The sequence below is a fragment of the Luteimonas notoginsengisoli genome (assembly GCF_042648885.1).
In the GTDB taxonomy this organism is placed as follows: domain Bacteria; phylum Pseudomonadota; class Gammaproteobacteria; order Xanthomonadales; family Xanthomonadaceae; genus Luteimonas; species Luteimonas notoginsengisoli.
The window spans coordinates 84125-102327 of sequence record NZ_JBHRYF010000001.1 but is presented as its reverse complement, the minus strand read 5'-3'; the positions used below and the strand labels follow the sequence as shown (position 1 = coordinate 102327).

At 69.7% G+C, this 18203-nt stretch carries 14 protein-coding genes and 1 pseudogene; 10 read left to right on the top strand and 5 right to left on the bottom strand.

Translation table 11 applies throughout. From position 1 onward, the window contains the following. Positions 1–102: 102 nt before the first annotated feature. The gene (locus ACFOM9_RS00475) at positions 103–657 is read left to right on the top strand and encodes a MarR family winged helix-turn-helix transcriptional regulator (RefSeq protein WP_386705248.1); all 555 of its coding nucleotides are present in this window, start codon (positions 103–105) and stop codon (positions 655–657) included. A gap of 165 nt (positions 658–822) precedes the next feature. Here the strand turns inward: ACFOM9_RS00475 and ACFOM9_RS00470 are convergent, their stop codons facing one another. Further along, positions 823–2349 carry a peptide MFS transporter gene (locus ACFOM9_RS00470; protein ID WP_386707191.1) on the bottom strand — a complete coding sequence of 509 codons (1527 nt, stop codon included), beginning with the start codon at positions 2347–2349 and terminating at the stop codon, positions 823–825. 166 nt (positions 2350–2515) lie between these two features. Next, positions 2516–3394, bottom strand: a complete 879-nt coding sequence (locus ACFOM9_RS00465; protein WP_386705247.1) for a tryptophan 2,3-dioxygenase — start codon at positions 3392–3394, stop codon at positions 2516–2518. A gap of 131 nt (positions 3395–3525) precedes the next feature. Here ACFOM9_RS00465 and ACFOM9_RS00460 point away from each other — a divergent pair, with 131 nt between their 5' ends. The 6 genes from ACFOM9_RS00460 to ACFOM9_RS00435 all read left to right on the top strand — a co-directional run bounded on the left by ACFOM9_RS00460 (position 3526) and on the right by ACFOM9_RS00435 (position 12353). Beyond that, positions 3526–7086: a lamin tail domain-containing protein gene (locus ACFOM9_RS00460; protein WP_386705246.1), complete on the top strand. Its 3561-nt coding sequence runs from the start codon at positions 3526–3528 to the stop codon at positions 7084–7086. A gap of 684 nt (positions 7087–7770) precedes the next feature. Continuing rightward, positions 7771–8844, top strand: coding sequence for a pyruvate dehydrogenase (acetyl-transferring) E1 component subunit alpha (gene pdhA / locus ACFOM9_RS00455; RefSeq protein WP_386705245.1), 1074 nt, complete (start codon positions 7771–7773; stop codon positions 8842–8844). Continuing rightward, entirely contained in the window at positions 8841–9857 is a 1017-nt protein-coding gene (locus ACFOM9_RS00450) for an alpha-ketoacid dehydrogenase subunit beta (RefSeq protein WP_386705244.1), read from the top strand. Before pdhA ends, ACFOM9_RS00450 begins: the two co-directional genes overlap by 4 nt. A 113-nt stretch (positions 9858–9970) precedes the next feature. Next, entirely contained in the window at positions 9971–11386 is a 1416-nt protein-coding gene (locus ACFOM9_RS00445; RefSeq protein WP_386705243.1) for a dihydrolipoamide acetyltransferase family protein, read from the top strand. Between the two features lie 134 nt (positions 11387–11520). Next, positions 11521–11904 (top strand): VOC family protein, encoded by a 384-nt coding sequence (locus ACFOM9_RS00440; protein WP_386705242.1) that lies wholly within the window; start codon positions 11521–11523, stop codon positions 11902–11904. Between the two features lie 65 nt (positions 11905–11969). After that, positions 11970–12353, top strand: a complete 384-nt coding sequence (locus ACFOM9_RS00435) for a VOC family protein (protein WP_386705241.1) — start codon at positions 11970–11972, stop codon at positions 12351–12353. Between the two features lie 135 nt (positions 12354–12488). Here the strand turns inward: ACFOM9_RS00435 and ACFOM9_RS00430 are convergent, their stop codons facing one another. Beyond that, positions 12489–13433, bottom strand: coding sequence for an MBL fold metallo-hydrolase (locus ACFOM9_RS00430; protein WP_386705240.1), 945 nt, complete (start codon positions 13431–13433; stop codon positions 12489–12491). A gap of 232 nt (positions 13434–13665) precedes the next feature. Between ACFOM9_RS00430 and ACFOM9_RS00425 the strand changes: the two genes are divergently transcribed. Together ACFOM9_RS00425 and ACFOM9_RS00420 are read left to right on the top strand one after the other, a co-directional pair. Continuing rightward, positions 13666–14451: a peptidoglycan DD-metalloendopeptidase family protein gene (locus tag ACFOM9_RS00425; RefSeq protein WP_386705239.1), complete on the top strand. Its 786-nt coding sequence runs from the start codon at positions 13666–13668 to the stop codon at positions 14449–14451. Position 14452: 1 nt separating this feature from the next. Then, positions 14453–15427, top strand: coding sequence for a HEAT repeat domain-containing protein (locus tag ACFOM9_RS00420; RefSeq protein ID WP_386705238.1), 975 nt, complete (start codon positions 14453–14455; stop codon positions 15425–15427). A 31-nt stretch (positions 15428–15458) separates the two neighbouring features. On the opposite strand, the gene ACFOM9_RS00415 is transcribed toward ACFOM9_RS00420, so the two are convergent. Together ACFOM9_RS00415 and ACFOM9_RS00410 are read right to left on the bottom strand one after the other, a co-directional pair. Continuing rightward, complete coding sequence (locus tag ACFOM9_RS00415; RefSeq protein ID WP_386705237.1) at positions 15459–15776, bottom strand: hypothetical protein; 318 nt, start codon at positions 15774–15776, stop codon at positions 15459–15461. Between the two features lie 119 nt (positions 15777–15895). Beyond that, positions 15896–17119 (bottom strand): annotated as a pseudogene (locus ACFOM9_RS00410) (tryptophan--tRNA ligase); the annotation flags it as partial. Between the two features lie 126 nt (positions 17120–17245). On the opposite strand from ACFOM9_RS00410, the gene ACFOM9_RS00405 reads away from it, so the two are divergent. After that, positions 17246–18070 (top strand): hypothetical protein, encoded by an 825-nt coding sequence (locus tag ACFOM9_RS00405; protein ID WP_386705236.1) that lies wholly within the window; start codon positions 17246–17248, stop codon positions 18068–18070. The last annotated feature ends 133 nt before the right edge of the window (positions 18071–18203 follow it).

The following is an 18203-nucleotide window of genomic DNA, read 5'->3' as shown; positions in this document are numbered from 1 at the left end:
TTCCTCGTGACGTCGCCGGATCGCCGTGCGGCGGTGCGGCTTGCTTTGGATAGTCTGCCGTTATAGTTTCAGATGAAACCATTTGCAAGGCGCGACGCAGCAATGTCGAGCGATCTCCATGACGCCGCCGCCCGGCCGCCGCGCGCCGCGGCGGAGCAGCGAGCTGCGCCGGTGCGTGCGGTACCGGATGCGTCCGCAACCGGACACGCGGTGCTCGAACTCGAGCGCTTCCTGCCCTATCGCCTGAGCGTGCTTTCCAACCGGGTCAGCCAGACCATCGCCAATGCCTACGTCGAACGCTTCGGCCTGGCGGTGACCGAATGGCGGGTGATCGCGGTGCTCGGACGCTTCCCGGAGCTGTCGGCCAACGGCGTGGCCGAGCGCACGGCGATGGATAAGGTCGCAGTGAGCCGCGCTGTCGCCCGGCTGCTGGAGCGCGGGCTGCTGGAACGCGAAGTCCACGGCGACGACCGGCGCCGCTCGGTGCTGGCGTTGAGCGAGGCCGGTTACCGCATCTATGACGAGGTCGCACCGCTGGCGCTGGAATGCGAACGCCGCCTGCTGGCGCATCTGAGCGCGGAAGATCGCGCAACGCTGGATGGCCTGATCGACCGCCTGATGGAACAGGGCCTTCCGCACCTGGAAGCCGGGACCTAGACCGGACCGGACCGCAAGGGCACCGGCGCACCCGCGAGCCGCCATCGCCGCGATCGCTTCCCCGCAGACATCGCGGCCACGGCCGCTTCAACGCGCGCCATCGCGTACGCGGCGCAAAAAGAAAGGCGGCCCGCAGGCCGCCTTCCGTCGCGCGATGCCGCCGCGCTATTTCACCCCGTGCATCAGCTTCTGGATCAGCGGCGCGATCAGGAACAGCAGCGCGCCAGCGCCGAGCAGCGCCCAGAAACCGAAGGTGTAGCCGCTCAGGGCCGACTGCGTGGTCATGCCGCTTTCGCCGCTGACGATGCCGGCAAAGATGCCCGAGAGGTTGTTGCCGATGCCGGTCGACAGGAACCAGCCGCCCATGCCGAAGCCGACCAGCCGCACCGGCGCCAGCTTGGTCACCATCGACAGGCCGATCGGCGACAGGCACAGCTCGCCGACCGACTGGATCACGTAGACCATGAACAGCGTCCAGAACGGGATCTTGCCCGCGTCGGTCACCAGGCTCGACAGCGCGAACATCAGCAGCGCGAATGCCAGGCCGTTGAAGATCAGCCCGAGGCCGAACTTGCGCGGGATCGACGGCTCGATGTTCTTGCGCCCGAGCCACACCCAGATCACCGCAATGATCGGCGCCAGGGTGATGATCGCGATCGAGTTGACCGACTGGAACCAGGCATTCGGGAACACGAAACCGCCCGCGCCGAACAGGTCGCGGTCGACGATCTTGTCGGCGAGGAAGGTGAACGAGCTGCCGGCCTGCTCGAAGAACATCCAGAACAGCACGTTGAACGCGAAGATGATCAGCATCGCGATCACCTTGTCGCGCTGCACCTTGCCCTCCTTGATCCCCTCGACCAGCAGCATCAGCGACAGGGCGATGAACATGATGCCCAGGATCCACGCCAGCGCGGTGGCGCCGAGCTTGGCCAGCAGGAAATACACCACCGGGATCGCGAGGATGCAGCCGATGATCACGTACAGCACCCGCGCCATGCCCGAGCCCGGCGGCGGCGCGCCGATGCCGTTGAGGCCGCGGCGTCCGAACCAGAACCACACCAGGCTGACCAGCATGCCGAAGCCCGAGGCGATGAACACGTACTTGTATTCCGGCATCAGCTCGGTGCCGAACACGCGGTTGGCGAGGATGCCGGTCAGGATCGGGGCGATGAACGCGCCGGCGTTGATACCCATGTAGAAGATCGTGAAGCCGGCATCGCGGCGACCGTCGGCCACCCCGTAGAGCTTGCCGACCATGGTCGAGATGTTGGGCTTGAACAGGCCGTTGCCGACGATGATCGTGGCCAGGCCGATCTCGAAGATCATCGGGTCCGGCACCGCGATCAGGAACAGGCCGGCCGACATGATCGCCGCGCCGGTCAGGATCGAACGCTGGTAGCCCAGCACGCGGTCGGCGATGTAGCCGCCGAAGATCGCGCCGGCGTAGACCAGCGCCAGGTACGCGCCATAGGTACGGTTGGCCGGCGCTTCGCCGCTGGCATCGCCGCCGTGGAACTGGGCCACGATGTACAGCACCAGCGCCCAGCGGATGCCGTAGAAGGCGAAGCGCTCCCAGAATTCGGTCATGAACAGCATCCACAGCGGACGCGGATGGCCCATGAGCTGGCCGAACTCCGGCGGCTCCGCCCCGCTGCCACCGCGTGCCGGGGCGGCCACGGGCGGACCCATCGGTTCCGCGGCGTTGGGAATGTTTGCGCTCATCTGGTGCCCCTGTGGAGTCGGATCGAATCGGCGATGTGTAACCGGCGCGCGGGCGTGCCGTCAAACCGGCGGCAGCGGATGTTGCGGCGCAGCATGTCGTTGGGAGTGTTCTCCGGCCTCGCCGGAGCGGAGGTCACGCGGGCGGCAGCGGCTCCGGGGCGCGCCCGATCATGGTGCGCACCTCGAACAGCTCGGGGAAGAACGTCAGCTCCAGCGCCTGTTTCAGGAACCCGACGCCGCTGGAACCCCCGGTGCCGCGCTTGAAGCCGATGATCCGCATCACCGTGCGCATGTGGCGGAAGCGCCAGAGCTGGAACTGCGTTTCCAGGTCCACCAGGTCCTCGCACAGCGCGTACTCGCGCCAGTGGTTGCCGGTGTCCTCGTAGATGCGCTCGAACACCGGCAGCAGCGCCGGGTCCGACACGTGCGGCTTCGACCAGTCGCGCTCCAGGTGCGAAGCGGGCACCGCATGGCCCCAGCGCGCGAGATATCGCAGGAATTCGTCGTACAGGGTCGGTGCCTCGAGCACCGCGCGCAGCCCGGCGGCGGCGTCGGGTTCGTGCGCGAACACCTTCAGCATCGCCGCGTTCTTGTTGCCCATCAGGAACTCGACCGTGCGGTACTGCAGCGACTGGAAGCCCGACGACGGGCCCAGGATCTCGCGGAATTCCATGTATTCCGAAGGCGTCAGCGTCTCGAGCACCGACCACTGCGCGGTGAGCTGGTCGAGCACCCGCTTGCAGCGCGCGACCACCTTGCCGAACTGCCAGACGCGATCGCCACGCAGGTGCCCGACCGCGGCTGAGAGCTCGTGGATCAGCAGTTTCAGCCACAGCTCCGAGGTCTGGTGCTGGATGATGAACAGCATCTCGTCGTGGTGAGGCGGGCTCGAGAGCAGGTTCTGCGCGGAGAGCAGTCGGTCCAACTGCAGGTAGCCGGCGTAGGTCATTCGCCCGGACAGGTCGACGTGGATGCCGTCCTCGAGCGCGCGTTCGTTGTTGTCGATGCCCATGCGTTCAGGTTAACGCAAAGCGGTTGCGCCGCGCTGCGTCATGCCCCTGCCATCGGGCTGCGGCACAATCGGGCGGCGGCGGCCGGGGGGCGCCCGATCGGCAAGGGCCCATTCGCACAAGGGGAATCTCGATGAACAGGTTCGCGCGCCGGCTGGCGCTGGCTTCGCTGTTGTCCTGCGGCGCTTTCGCCGCGCATGCGCAGGTGGTGCTGAGCCAGGTGTACGGCGGCGGGGGCAATTCCGGCGCGACGCTCAAGAGCGACTTCATCGAGCTGCACAACAACGGCACGCAGGCCGTGAGCCTGTCCGGCTGGTCGGTGCAGTACGCCTCGTCCTCCGGATCGAGCTGGCAGGTCACGCCGCTGTCCGGGAGCATCGCCCCGGGCGGCTATTACCTGGTCAAGCAGGCCGACGGCAGCGGCGGCACCCAGGACCTCCCGACGCCTGACGCCAGCGGCACGATCGCGATGAGCGGCAGCAACGGCAAGGTGGCGCTGAGCAACAGCACCGCCGCGCTCGCCGGCACCTGCCCGGTGGGCAACGTCGACTTCGTCGGTTACGGCACGGCCAACTGCTCCGAGGGCGCGAACGCCGCGCCGGGCCTGGGCAACACGATCGCCGCGCTGCGCGCCAGCGGCGGCTGCACCGACACGAACGACAACGGCGCCGACTTCGCCACCGGCGCACCGACGCCGCGCAACAGCGCTGCGCCCCCGAACCTCTGCGCGGGCGGCGGCCAGCCGGTGATGTCGGTGGCCGACGTCAGCCTTGCCGAAGGCAACAGCGGCACCACGGCATTCACCTTCACCCTGACCCTGAACCAGCCGGCCGGCGCGGGCGGCGTGGGCTTCGAGATCTCCACCAGCGACGGCACCGCCACCGCGGGCAGCGACTACGCCGCGCTCGCGGCCACGCCGATGTCGATCGCCGAAGGGGACGACAGCGCCAGCGTGACCATCGACGTGGTTGGCGACGGCGACAACGAAGCCGACGAGACCTTCTTCGTCGACGTGGCCAACGTCACCGGTGCCCTGCCCGCTTCGCTGCAGGCCACCGGCACCATCCTCAGCGACGACTTCAACGTGGTCCCGGTGCACGCGATCCAGGGCGCGGGCGCGGGTTCGCCGCTGCTGGGCCAGACCGTCATCACCAGCGCCGTCGTCACCGCGGTGCGCAGCAACGGCTTCTTCGTGCAGATGCCCGATGCGGAAGCCGACGCCAATCCGCTGACCTCCGAAGGCGTGTTCGTGTTCACCAGCGCCGCGCCTTCGGCCGACGTCGTGGTCGGCAACCGCGTGCAGGTGCGCGGCGAGGTGCAGGAATACGTGCCCTCGCAGGACCCGACCCAGCCGCCGCTGACCGAGCTGGGCGGTTCGCCGGTCATCACCTTGGTGTCGACGGGCAACCCCCTGCCGGCCCCGGTCGAACTCACCGTCACGTTCCCGGATCCCGACGGCGCCTTCGACCAGCTCGAACGGCTCGAAGGCATGCGCGTCACCGCTGGCAGCCTGACCGTCAACACGCCCACGCTGGGCTCGGTCAACGAAACCAACGCCACCGCCACCAGCAACGGCGTCTTCCACGCCGTGGTCACCGGGGTGCCGCGCGCCTACCGCCAGTCGGGCGTGCAGGAACCCGACCCGCTGCCCGCCGGCAGCCCCGCCGGCGTGCCGCGCTGGAACACCAACCCCGAAGTGGTCGCGGTCAGCAGCCGCGCGCTGGGCGGCGACACCGCCGACGTGATGTCCGGCTGCGTGGTGACCGGCGCGACCGGCCCGCTCGATTACAGCTTCCGCCGCTACACGATCTATCCGGAAACCTCGGTCGAGGTCGACTGCAGCGGCGTGGAGCTGCCGGCGCCGGCACTCGATCCGGGCGAGGACGACGCCAGCGTCGCCACGTTCAACATGGAACGCTTCTTCGACGACAGCAACGATCCGGCGATCGGCGAACCGGTCCTCACCCCGCTCGCCTACCAGACCCGGCTTGCCAAGGCGTCGCTGGCGATCCGCGATTTCCTGCACGCACCCGACATCCTCGCCACCGAGGAGATCGAAAGCCTTGCCGTGCTGCAGGCCATCGCCCAGCGCGTCAACGACGACGCCGTGGCCGCCGGCCAGCCGAACCCGCAGTACGTCGCCTACCTCGAGGAAGGCAACGACGTCGGCGGCATCGACGTGGGCTTCCTGGTCAAGACCGCCGAGGTGGGCGCCGGGATCGCGCGGGTCGAGGTGCTGGCGGTGACCCAGGTCGGCAAGGCCACCACGTGGACCGAGCCGGGCGGCGGCACCAGCCTGCTCAACGACCGTCCGCCGCTGGTGCTGCAGGCCCGCGTGCATTTCGCCGACGGTCGCAGCGTCCCCCTGACCGCGATCGTGGTCCACCAGCGCTCGCTCAACGGCGCCGAGGAAGACAGCGCCGGCGGCGTGCGCGTGCGCGCCAAGCGGCAGGAGCAGGCCAGGTTCCTGGCCGAGATGATCCAGGCGCGCCGGGCCGCCGATCCGGCCGAGCGCATCGTGGTGCTGGGCGACTTCAACGCCTTCGAGTTCAACGACGGCTACGGCGATTCGATGGGCACGGTCACCGGCCTGCCGAGCCCGGACGACACCACCGTGGTGCCGGGCGACGGCGCCGACCTGGTGGACCCGGACCTGTACGACCTGACGTTCCTCAACACCCCGGACGTGAGCTATTCGTACGCGTTCGACGGCAACGTGCAGTCGCTCGACCACATCCTCGCCAACGCCGCGCTGATGGAAGCGGCCGACGTGGATGCGCTCTCGGTCAGTCACGCACGCATCAACGCCGACTTCCCCGCCATCGCGCGCAACGCGACCGACTCGCCCACGCGCCTGTCCGACCACGATCCGACGCTGCTGCTGCTGCGGCTCAAGGCCGCGCAATCGGCCGACCTGCACGTCGCCGCCAGCGTGTCGCCGGGCAGCGTGCTGCCGGGCGAGACGGCGACGTTCACCGTCGACGTCGGCAATGCCGGGCCGGATGTGGCGGCGTTCGCGGCAGTGGCGCTGGTGTTCGACCAGGCCGTCGCACCCACCGTCGGCGTGCCGGCCGGCTGGGCCTGCAGTCCGCCCGAGACGACCACCACGACGATCGTGACGTGCACGATCGATTCGCTCGCCGCGGGCGCCACCCAGGCGTTCACGCTCGCCGTGACCGCCAGCGCTGCGCAGGCCGGCAGCACGCTGGCGCTGGCAGCAGCGGTGCAGTCGCAGACGCCCGATCCGGTGGCCGCCAATGACAGCGCCAGCGCGCTGCTTCCGATCACCGTCCCGCCAGCGGCCGACCTGGCGCTGTCGATAGAAGGCCCGGCCACGCTTCCGCGCAGCGCATTCAACGCGCAGTACGCATTCACGCTGGCCAACAACGGCAGCGTCGCGGCGGCGCAGCCCAGGCTGGTGATCGACGGCAACACCATGACCACGACCGCATCGGTGCTGGCGCCGGCCGGCTGGCACTGCAGCAAGGCCAGCAACGGCGGCCCGCGCTCGACCACGTTCACCTGCACCGCCGCGTCGCTGGCACCGGGCGCAAGCGTCGACTTCGCGGTCAAGGTCAATGCCCGCCCGACGCCGGCCGGCGGCGTGATCACGGTGCAGGGGTCGGCCACGTCGCCGACGCCCGACGCCAATCCCGGCGACAACCAGGCGTCGTTCGACACCACCGTGCAGTAACGCCGGCGCCAGCAACGGCGGCCTTGGGCAAGACGAAAGCGCGGCTCCGGCCGCGCTTTTTTCTTGTCACCTCTCCGATGCGCGTGCCTGCGCCGGCTACGGTTTGCTTTGGGCGCGAATGTCCCCCGGCGTCGACCGATGGCCGACGCCTCCTCCTTGATTTCGCGCCCAAAGCCAACCGCACCCGGCGTTCCGTCTTCTCGGCGCTACAAGGCACAACGAGAAAATCTGGATCAACGCCGTCATCCCCGCGGCAGGTGGTCAAGCGGGGCATCAGCGACTTCGCCCTTCAGGCGCAAAGACATTGGGATGCCGGATGACATTCGCGTCCAAGCCCTGCGGGGCGCGCCGCCCCCGGTCGGTAAGCGGGCTGGGTTCTCGCACTGCCCGGGATGGCATGAGAGTTTCCGCCCGCTTTCGAAATCTCGCGGCTGAAGTCGCTTCCACAAGATCGGGTCAAGCGCGCGGCCAGAGGCGATCGTCCATACGCCCCCGTCTCCTGCCGCAGCGCGCAACGGGAGTTTTCACGCCAGCAGGTATCATCGGCGGTCTGTCGCGGGGCCAAGCGCCCCCTGACGCCGAGTCCAGGCCGGTCCAGCGGCCAGGCTCGACCCGCCCGGAATCATCGCGCGCCGCGGGCGCGCGCGGTCCGGGCCCGCCCCTCAAGACCAGGACCCCGATGCGATGACCATCGCCGCAAGTTTCGAAATCGAATACCTGCAATACCTCGACGCCGACGGCAAGCTGGCCGGCAAGCTGCCGCCGGCGGTGAAGGACGCCAAGGCGCTGCTGCCGCTGTTCAAGCAGATGCTGTACGTGCGCACCTTCGACACCAAGTCGATCGCGCTGCAGCGCACCGGCAAGCTCGGCACCTACGCCGCCAGCCTGGGCCACGAGGCCACCCACGTCGGCATCGGCGCGTCCATGCGGCCCGAGGACGTGTTCGCTCCCAGCTACCGCGAGTACGGCGCGCAGTTCATGCGCGGCGTGCAGCCGCGCGAGGTGCTGATGTACTGGGGCGGCGACGAGCGCGGCAACGACTTCGCCGGACCGAAGAACGACTATCCGTGGTGCGTGCCGATCTCCACCCAGTGCCTGATGGCCGCGGGCGCGGCGCTGAGCTTCAAGCTGCGCAAGCAGGATCGCGTCGCCGTGGCCTGCTGCGGCGACGGCGGCTCGTCGAAGACCGATTTCTACGCCGCGCTGAACTCCGCCGGCGCCTACAAGCTGCCGCTGGTGCTGTGCGTGATCAACAACGGCTGGGCGATCTCGGTCCCGCGCACCGCGCAGACCGGCGCGCAGACGCTGGCGCAGAAGGGCCTGGCCGGCGGCCTGCACTGCCTGCAGGTGGACGGCAACGACCTGATCGCCGTGCTCGAGGCGATGCGCCGCGCACACGAACGCGCGCGCAAGGGCGAAGGCGGCAGCGTGATCGAATTCATGACCTATCGCCTGCACGACCACACCACCGCCGACGACGCCCGCCGCTACCGCGGCGAGGACGAGGTCAAGGACGCCTGGACCCGCGAACCGATGCTGCGCCTGCGCAAGTACCTCACCGCGCAGAAGCTGTGGGACGAGGCGCAGGAGAAGGCCTGGATCGAGGAATGCGGCCGCCTCGTGGACATCGAGATCAACGCCTACCTGGAGACCGCAGTGCAGCCGGTGGAAGCCATGTTCGATTACCTCTACGCCGACCCGCCGCAGGACCTGCTGGCGCAGCGCGACGCCGCGATCGCGCTGGAGAAGCGCGCATGAGCGCCGCAGCCAAGGCAGCCGCCGCCGGCACGCCGGCCGCCATCACCCTGATCGAGGCGATCACCCAGGCGATGGCCTACGAGATGCGCAACGACGAATCGGTCGTGGTGCTGGGCGAGGACGTGGGCGTCAACGGCGGCGTGTTCCGCGCCACCGCGGGCCTGTCGGCGCAGTTCGGCACCGAGCGCGTGCTCGACACCCCGCTGGACGAAACCACCATCGCCGGGCTCACCGTCGGCATGGCGTCGCAAGGCATGCGGCCGGTCGCCGAGGCCCAGTTCGACGGCTTCATGTATCCGATGGTCGACTTCATCGTCTGCCACGCCGCGCGCATGCGCTACCGCACCCGCGGCCGCCTGAGCTGCCCGATGGTGCTGCGCGTGCCGTGGGGCGGCGGCATCCGCGCACCCGAGCACCACAGCGAGGCCAACGAGTCGATCTTCACCAACGTGCCCGGACTGCGCGTGGTGATGCCCTCCTCGCCGGCGCGCGCCTACGGCCTGCTGCTGGCGGCGATCCGCGAGCCGGATCCGGTGATCTTCATGGAGCCCAAGCGCATCTACCGCCAGTACAAGGAAGTGGTCGCCGACGACGGCGAGGCGCTGCCGCTGGACGTGTGCTACGTGCTGCGCGACGGCACCGACCTGACCCTGGTGACCTGGGGCGCGCAGGTCAAGGAAACGCTGGAGGCCGCCGACAAGCTGGCGGGCGAAGGCATCAGCGCCGAGGTGATCGACGTCGCCACGCTCAAGCCGCTGGACTTCGCCACGATCGCCGAATCGGTGGCCAGGACCGGGCGCTGCGTGATCGTGCACGAGGCCGCCAAGACGGCCGGCTTCGGCGCCGAGATCGCCGCGCGCCTGGCCGAGGAGTCGATGTACGACCTGGTCGCCCCGGTCGAACGCGTCACCGGCTACGACACCCACATCCCGCTGTTCCGGCTGGAGATGAAGTACCTGCCGAGCGTGGACAAGATCGTCGCCGCCGCCAAGCGTGCGATCGCGGCCGGCTAGTCGAAGCAATCGCGCCAGCCCGGGCGGCGGCGAGGCATCCTTCCCGCCGCACCGGTACAACCAGATCCCCACTTCGTCCGGGATGACCGTCCCGGACGATCACAGGAAACATCATGACGAACAAGAAATTCCTGCTCCCCGACCTCGGCGAAGGCCTTCCGGACGCGACGATCGTCGAGTGGTACGTGAAGGAAGGCGACACCATCCGCCTTGACGACAACCTGGTGTCGATGGAAACGGCCAAGGCCGTCGTCGACGTGCCGTCGCCGGTGTCCGGAAAGGTGCTCAAGCTCGCCGGCGCCGCCGGCGACGTGATCGTGACCGGCACGATGCTGGCCGAGTTCGAACTCGATCCCAACGCGCCGCAACGCGCCGAAGGCCAGGATACCGGCCACCACCACGGCGGCGCGGGTACCGATGCGCCCGGCCCCGGCGACAAGGTCATCGCTTCCGACGAGGGCGGCGAGATCAGCGAAACCGACGCGCCGGCGCCACAGGCGCAAGGCGACGGCGAGCGCGCCGACAGCGGCACGGTGGTCGGGGCGATGGAATCGTCCGATGCGATCCGCAGCGAGCAGGCGTCTTCGGCCGGCGGCGTCAAGGCGATGCCGGCGGTGCGCGCGATGGCGCGCAAGCTGCGCGTCGACCTGTCGCGCGTGCGCGGCAGCGGCGCCGACGGCGTGGTCACGATGGCCGACGTCAAGCAGGCCGCCGCCGACGGTTCGGCCAAGGCCGGCGCGGCATCCGGCACGGCGGCTTCCGCGGGCACCGCGCCGGCGGCGAAGCCCACGCCTGCGGCCGCACCCGCGCCCGCCCGCGACGCCGCCCAGCGCACCCAGCTTTCCGCGTCCGGCAAGCCGATGCGCACCCAGCCGCCGTCGGTCTCCGCTACCGGCCAGCCCGAGCAGCTCAAGGGCGTGCGCCGCAACATGGCCCGCGTCATGGCCGACGCGCATGCCAAGGTGGTGGCGACCACGCTCAGCGACGACGCCGACATCCATGCCTGGACGCCGGGCAACGACGTCACCGTGCGCCTGATCCGCGCGATCTGCGCGGCCGCCAAGGCCGTGCCCGCGCTCAACGCCTGGTTCGACGGCGACAAGCTGGTGCGCACCCTGCACCCGCACGTCGACATCGGCATCGCGGTCGATACCGACGACGGGCTGTTCGTGCCGGCGCTGCGCAATGCCGACGTGCTCGACGCAAGCGGCGTGCGCGAAGGCGTCAACCGCCTGCGCGCGCAGGTGATGGACCGCAGCATCCCCGCCTCGGAGTTGTCCGGCCACACGATCTCGCTGTCGAATTTCGGCATGTTCGCCGGCCGCTATGCGACCCCGATCGTGGTTCCGCCGACCGTGGCCATCGTCGCCGCCGGCCGTGGCCGCCACCAGATCACCCCGGTGGTCGGCGGGTTCGAGGCGCACAAGGTCATCCCGATGTCGCTGACCTTCGACCACCGCGCCTGCACCGGCGGCGAGGCCGCGCGCTTCCTGAAAGCGATGCTGGACGACCTGGCGCTGGCGCAGTAAATCCGTAATCCGTAATCCGTAATCCGTAATCCGTAATCGGGAACAGCATGTCATCCCGAGCGTAGCGAGGGATCTGCTTGCGGCTTCACCGCCGCCTGCAGGTCCACCGGCACGGGCAACCAGCCGGAGTACCCATGCCCCACCGCAGCCGCCTGGCCGGTTTCATCATCGATTGCGAAACCGGCGACCTCGACGCAGCCGCCGCGTTCTGGGGCGGCGCGCTCGGCCTGGCGGTCGCCGACACGTACCAGGAAGGCGACGCCGCCTACGCCGAATTCTCCAACGCCCCCGGCGACCTGCAGATCGAAGTGCAGAAGGTACGCCATCCCTCTCGCGTGCACCTGGACATCGAAACCGACGACCTCGACGCCGAAGCCGCGCGACTGGAGGCGCTGGGCGCGCGCAGGATCGAGTTCCGCAAGCGCTGGTGGATCATGGAGGCGCCGACCGGCCAGCGTTTCTGCGTCGTGCGGATGAAGCATCCCGAGCGCGGTGCCACGCCGAACGTCTGGCCATAGGCCGCCTGAGGCCCGCGCCGGAAGACTGCCCGCCCCCGCGGGCCCATCCAACGGAGGAACGCCCCATGCCCCACCACAGCCGCCTGTCGACATTCGTCCTGGACTGCCAGGTCGACGATCTCGCCCCCCACCTCGAGTTCTGGAGCAAGGCGCTGGGCAAACCGGTCGCCAAGGCCGACGAGGACGGCGACGGCCGCTACGCCGTGCTGGAGACCGACACCGACGAACCGATCCTGCTGCTGCAGAAAGTCGGGCACGACAGCCGCATCCACCTCGACATCGAGTCCGACGACATCGATGCCGAGGTCGCGCGCCTGGAGGAGCTTGGCGCGAAGAAGGTCGAGTTCTGCAAGCGCTGGTGGGTGATGGAAGCCCCCAGCGGCCACCGCTTCTGCGTGGTGCGCCAGCAGCGCGAGCCGTTCGGACCGCATCTCAACGCCTGGGAATAGGCGTTCGGAGCCACGGCCAAAGGCGGGCGCGGCCATGGTCGCGCCGCCGGGTTGTTGCCGCTCGAAACAACGTTCCCTGCGGGCGGCGGTCGCCGCTTTCGCAAGACCCGCTTTCTTCCACGACGTCGCCGGCGCTCAGGCGCGGCCGCGTTCCCGCTCCAGCCAGACTTCCAGCCCCTGCGCGTTGAGCTCGATGTCCAGCGTCAGCAGTTCGAGCACGCGCGCGCCTGCGTCCGGCACGCCGTGGAGGCGCGCACGCTCGACGTAGAGCGCGGTCAATGCCTCGACCAGCCGCGCATGCGGCGCTACCTCGCCGCCAAGCCCGCGCGCCAGCGCCACCATCGCGTCGACCTGTTCCAGCAGGTCGGCGCCCAGCCGCTGCACCTGTTCGACCCGACCGTAATGCGTCAGGTACACCGCGGCCGGATCGGCGCCCATCATCCGCCGCACCGAGGCACGCATCTCATCGGGATCGAACTGCACCGGCGACGTCGTCGGCACCACGAACGCGCCCTGCGCGGTGTCGAACTCGCGATACGACAGCCCGAAGACGTCGCCGCTGAACCAGCTGCGGCTGGCCGCATCCCACACGGCGATGTGGTGGCGTGCATGTCCCGGCGTGTCGGCGCACAGCAGCGCCCGCCCCGCGAGATCGACGACATGGCCGTCAGCGGCTTCGACGACGCGCTCGCGCGGCACCGGCAGCAGCGTGCCGTAGCTGCGTGCGAACTGGTCCTCGCCGTAGACCACGGTCGCACCCGCGATCAGCTTCGACGGATCGATCATGTGCGGCGCGCCGCGCGGATGCACCACCAGGCTCGCGTTGGGCAACGCACGCATCAGCGTCCCCGCACCGCCGGCATGGTCCAGGTGGACATGGGTCAGGACCAGCCAGTCGACCGCGTCGCGCGCCAGGCCCTGCGCCTCGAGCGCGGCCAGCAGCCGCGGCACGCTGTCGTTGCTGCCGCAGTCGATAAACGCCGCGCGACCGTCGTGCACGACCAGATAAGCCGCGCAGAACTGCGGCCGGTCGCCGAAACCCGTGTCGATGGTGGTGATGCCGTGGAAACCGGAATCCATGCGAATGGCGCGCCGCGCAGCGAGGGAATAACGCCAGTCTAGGACGACGCACGCGCAACGGCACCCGCCGCGTGACCACGCGTCCAAGGGCGAACCCCAGCTATCGCTGGCCGGCATCGCCGGCTAGCGTCGGGCAGCGCACATCGGGGAGTGCGAGACCCGCCGGCGCATGCGCCGGTCACCACCGCGCCGACGACAGCGCGGGCCAACGACCAGCAAGGGGAATTCACCCGTGAACCGACATCACCGTTTCCTGGCCCGGCTTGCCGCCTGCGCCATCTTCGCTACGGCGGCCGTCGCCGCGCAGGCTGCACCCAAGTTCCAGATGCCATTCCCATGCGGCCAGGCCTGGGTCGGCAGCACGTGGAGCGGTCACAGCCCTGCCTACGCCGTCGACCTCAACCGCGGCCCGAATCCCGACTCCGACCTGGGCGACACCGTGGTCGCCGCCTACGGCGGCACCGTATCCACGTCGGCCTATTCGACCACCACCGGCTACGGCAACTACATCGTCATCAACCACGGAAGTGGCTGGCAGACGCTATACGCGCACCTGAACTCGCGTTCGGTGTCGAAGGGCGCGACCGTCAAGCGCGGCCAGAAGATCGGCACCGTCGGCCGTTCCAGCGCCAAGTACAACCTCACGCCGCACCTGCACTTCGAAGAACGCTACAACGGCTCGGTGCAGAAGATCCGGTGGAACGGCACGCAGATTCCGTACTACGCGAAGAAGACCTATACCAGCAAGAACTGCAACGGCGGCGGCGGCGCGGCTTCCGGCACGGTCAACACCAGCGGCGCCAACCTCAACGTCCGCGCCGGCGCCAGCACCAGCTACGCCATCGTGGGCAGCCTCGCCGACGGCGCGTCCGTGTCCATCCACTGCCAGAAGAACGGCCAATCGGTCACCGGCACGTACGGCACCAGCAAGCTGTGGAACCGGATCGGCAGCGGCCGCTACATCCCCGATGCCTACACGTACACGGGCTCGGACGGGCGCGTCGCGCCAGACTGCTGACATGCCCGCCGCGCAGTCCGATGCCGCGCCGGCACGGCACCCCGGCGCGCTGCGGCAGCCCACGGTACTGGTGGCCCTGCTCGCCGCCGCGCTCGGCGGCGGGCTGGTTGGCAGCCAGTTCGCGGGAACCCGGACGTCGATCGGGGCCGAGGCAGCGCCGTCACCGGTGGTGGAAGTCCCGCGTGCCGCGCAGCCATCGCGCTCCGTCCGCGCCTGGCGTGCCGCCACGGCAGCGCCGGTCGGCGATGACCTCGGCAGCGAAAGCACCCGCGCGCTGCGCGACCCGGCCTACCTGCGCGAACTGATGGCCCGCTATGCGGGCGAAACCGACCCGGACCGCCGCGGCGCGCTGCTGGCGGTGCTGCAAAGCGCCGCGAACGACCAGGTCATGGGTTTCGCGTTGCGCCTGGCCGACAACCCGGATCCGCAGTCGCGCCGCGATGGCCTGCAGCTGCTGCAGGCGTTTTCGCTCGACCGCGCGCCGGTGCGCGAACTGCTGCTGCGCCAGATCGACGACGAGCGCGATCCGGACATGCTGCGGCAACTGATCGACACGCTCACGCCGGCGGTGCTGCCGGTGGAGGACACCGCGCCGATCGCCGAGCGCCTGGCACGCCTGCGCGGCCACCCCGACCCGGACGTGCGCGCAAGCAGCGTGCTGCAGTCCACCCAGTGGGACCGGCAGGCCGACATGGAGCCGGTGCTGTACGAGGCGATGCTCGATCCGGAACCGCAGGTGCAGCAGGCCGCCATCGCCGGCGTGAATGCCACGCTCGCGCATTCGCCGCGACTGAAGGACGCGCTGCTGGAAATGGCCGGCAACGATGCCATCGAACGCGACCAGCGCACGGCCGCGGTGTTCGCACTGCAGCACTTCCCGCTCGACCGCGACGAGTACGAACTGTACCGGCGCGTTGCCATGGAGACGGGGCCGGCAGCCAGCGAAGCGGCGCACGGACCGGGGCACGGGCCCTAGCCTGCGCCACGTCAACGCATCGCGTGTGGCCTCAGGCGTTATCGCGCCGGCGCCACAGCCCCCAGCGCAGCAGCACGGCGAGCAGCAGCACGCCGAGGAACACCCCGTAGCCGACCGAGGTGGCCAGGATCTGCCGCCACATGTGCCCATGCTGCGGGTTGGCGTAGTCGTGCGCCCAGTGCAGCGAAACGAGGAACGCCGCCGTCGCCAGCGCCAGGCTGGCCAGGTCGAACAGGCGGCGCAGCAAGTGGCGCGGCTGGCGCGGGAACAGCCAGAACAGCACGCCCAGGATCAGGAACCAGGGCAAAAACAGGATCAGGCCGAGGTTGAGTTCGAGCTGCGGGTTCACGGTGCGTCTTCCGCGAAGCGGGCCAGCGCCGCGACCACGTCGTCCAGCGTGGCGCCTTCGGCCAGTCCGCCGACCGTGCGCTCGTCCAGCCACACCGCGCGGGCGTCCTCGCGCAGCCCCGCGCCAGCGCCCTGCCTGAGGCGCGCGACGAGCTGCCCGACCTCGCGCGCCGACTCGTGGCCGGCGCCCTGCAGCAGCACCCCGCCATCGGCATCGACCAGCTTGAAGGCGAAGCGGCCGTCGTCCTCGCGATACTGCTTGAACTGCGGCATGGCGGCCTTCCCTTCCGCCCTGCGCCCCTCGCCCGCGACCTGCGACAGGTCGCGCAGGCCGACCGCCGCGCGCAGTTCGCGCAGCAGCGGCGACGCGTGGCGTTCGCGCAGGCGCTGCGCGCCGTCGCGCAGCAGGCGCTCGATCTTGTGCGGTTCGGCCATCAGCGCTTCGTAGCGCTCGCGCAGCGGCGCGACCTCCGAATCGATGCGCTCGAACAGGCGCTGCTTGGCGTCGCCCCAGCCGATTCCCTGCTCGAACTCGCGTCGCATGTCCGCGGTTTCCTCCGCGCTCGCGAACGCCCGGTAGAGTTGGAACACGTTCGACGCTTCGGCATCCTTGGGCTCGCCGGGCGCGCGCGAGTCGGTGACGATCGACGCGATCAGCTTGCGCAGCGTGGACCGCGGGGCGAACAGCGGGATGGTGTTGTCGTAGCTCTTGGACATCTTGCGTCCGTCGAGGCCGGGCAGCGTTGCCACGTTCTCCTCGATCACCACTTCCGGCAGCCGGAAATACTGCTTTCCGTTCGGCTCGCCGTAGACATGGTTGAAGCGCTGGCCGAAATCGCGGGCGATCTCGATGTGCTGGATCTGGTCGCGCCCCACCGGCACCTTGTCGGCGTTGAACAGCAGGATGTCCGCCGACATCAGCACCGGGTACATGAAGAGCCCGGCGTTGATGCCGGCATCGTCGTCTTCGCCATCGGCACGGTTGCGGTCGACGGCGGCCTTGTACGCGTGTGCCCGGTTGAGGATGCCCTTGCCGGCCACGCAGGTCAGCATCCAGGTCAGCTCGGTGATTTCCGGGATGTCGGACTGGCGGTAGAACCACACTTCGTCCGGATCGAGTCCGCAGGCAAGCCAGGACGCCGCGATCTCCAGGGTCGAGCGCTGCACGCGTGCCGGATCCTGCACCTTGATCAGCGAATGCAGGTCGGCGAGGAAGTAGAAGCTCTCCGCGTCGGGCGCGCGCGAGGCGGCCACCGCCGGCCGGATCGCGCCGACGTAGTTGCCGAGGTGGGGCGTGCCGGACGTGGTGATGCCGGTGAGGATGCGGGTCTTGCGGGGGGTCATGGCGGGGCCGGGGCTAGCGTTGCGGCCATTTTAGCCCGCTGCCGGCATTCGAACCGGCGCTCGCCGCCGGGCAACCCCGTCTGCCACGCGGGGGCGTTGGCATCGTCCCCACTCCGGAGCCCGGCCATGTCGCGAACCTCCCTGTCCTGCTGCGCGGCGTTGCTCGCCGTCGTTGCCTGCCTGCCCGCACCGGCGCGCGCGCTGGTGGAGATCGCCGTCGTCGACCGTGACGACGGGCGCGTGTTGGCGCAATACCGCCACCGCGGCGAGCGCTGGCTGGCCGGCGTCCCGGGCCACCGCTACGCGATCCGCCTGACCAACGCCAGCGACGAGCGCGTGCTCGTGGTGCTGTCGGTCGACGGCGTGAATGCCGTCACCGGCGAGGACGCCGATCCTTCCCAGGGCGGCTACGTGCTGGCGCCCTGGCAGAGCAGCGAGATCGATGGCTGGCGCAAGTCGCTCGACGAGGTCGCGCAGTTCCACTTCACCAGCCTTGCCGACAGCTACGCCGCGCGCACTGGCCGACCCGGCAACGTGGGAGTGATCGGCATCGCCACGTTCCGCGAGCAGCGGCCGGAAGAGGTGCAGGTGGCGCCGGAGTTTCGGTCTCGCGATCCGGGGGCCGCAGACCGGCGGGCACGCCCGCATGCGCGCGCCGATGCATACGCCCGCGCGGCGAGCGCGGACGAGGCGATCGCGCCGCCGGCCCCATCGACCGCACGCGCCATGCCCCAGCAGGTCGGCACCGGCCACGGCGAGCGCGAGTGGGCACCGGCTTCACGCACCGGCTTCCTGCGTGCCAGCGCGCGGCCGGCGCAGGTGCTTGAACTGCGCTACGACGCACCCGGGCGCCTGGCTGCGCTCGGCATCCTGCCGCGCGACTGGCCACGCCGATCGACGGCGCAGGTGCCTCGCGCATTCCCGGGCGGATTCGTGCCCGATCCGTTTTAGCTGCCACCTCGGGAATGCCGCTCCGGGCGGCGCACCTGCATTGCGATGATTCTTGCAAGGCGCCTGCGGCTGCAACTGCTGACGAAGGAACAGGCCTGGAGATCCGGGAAAATGGCCGGCAAACGTCGGTCAG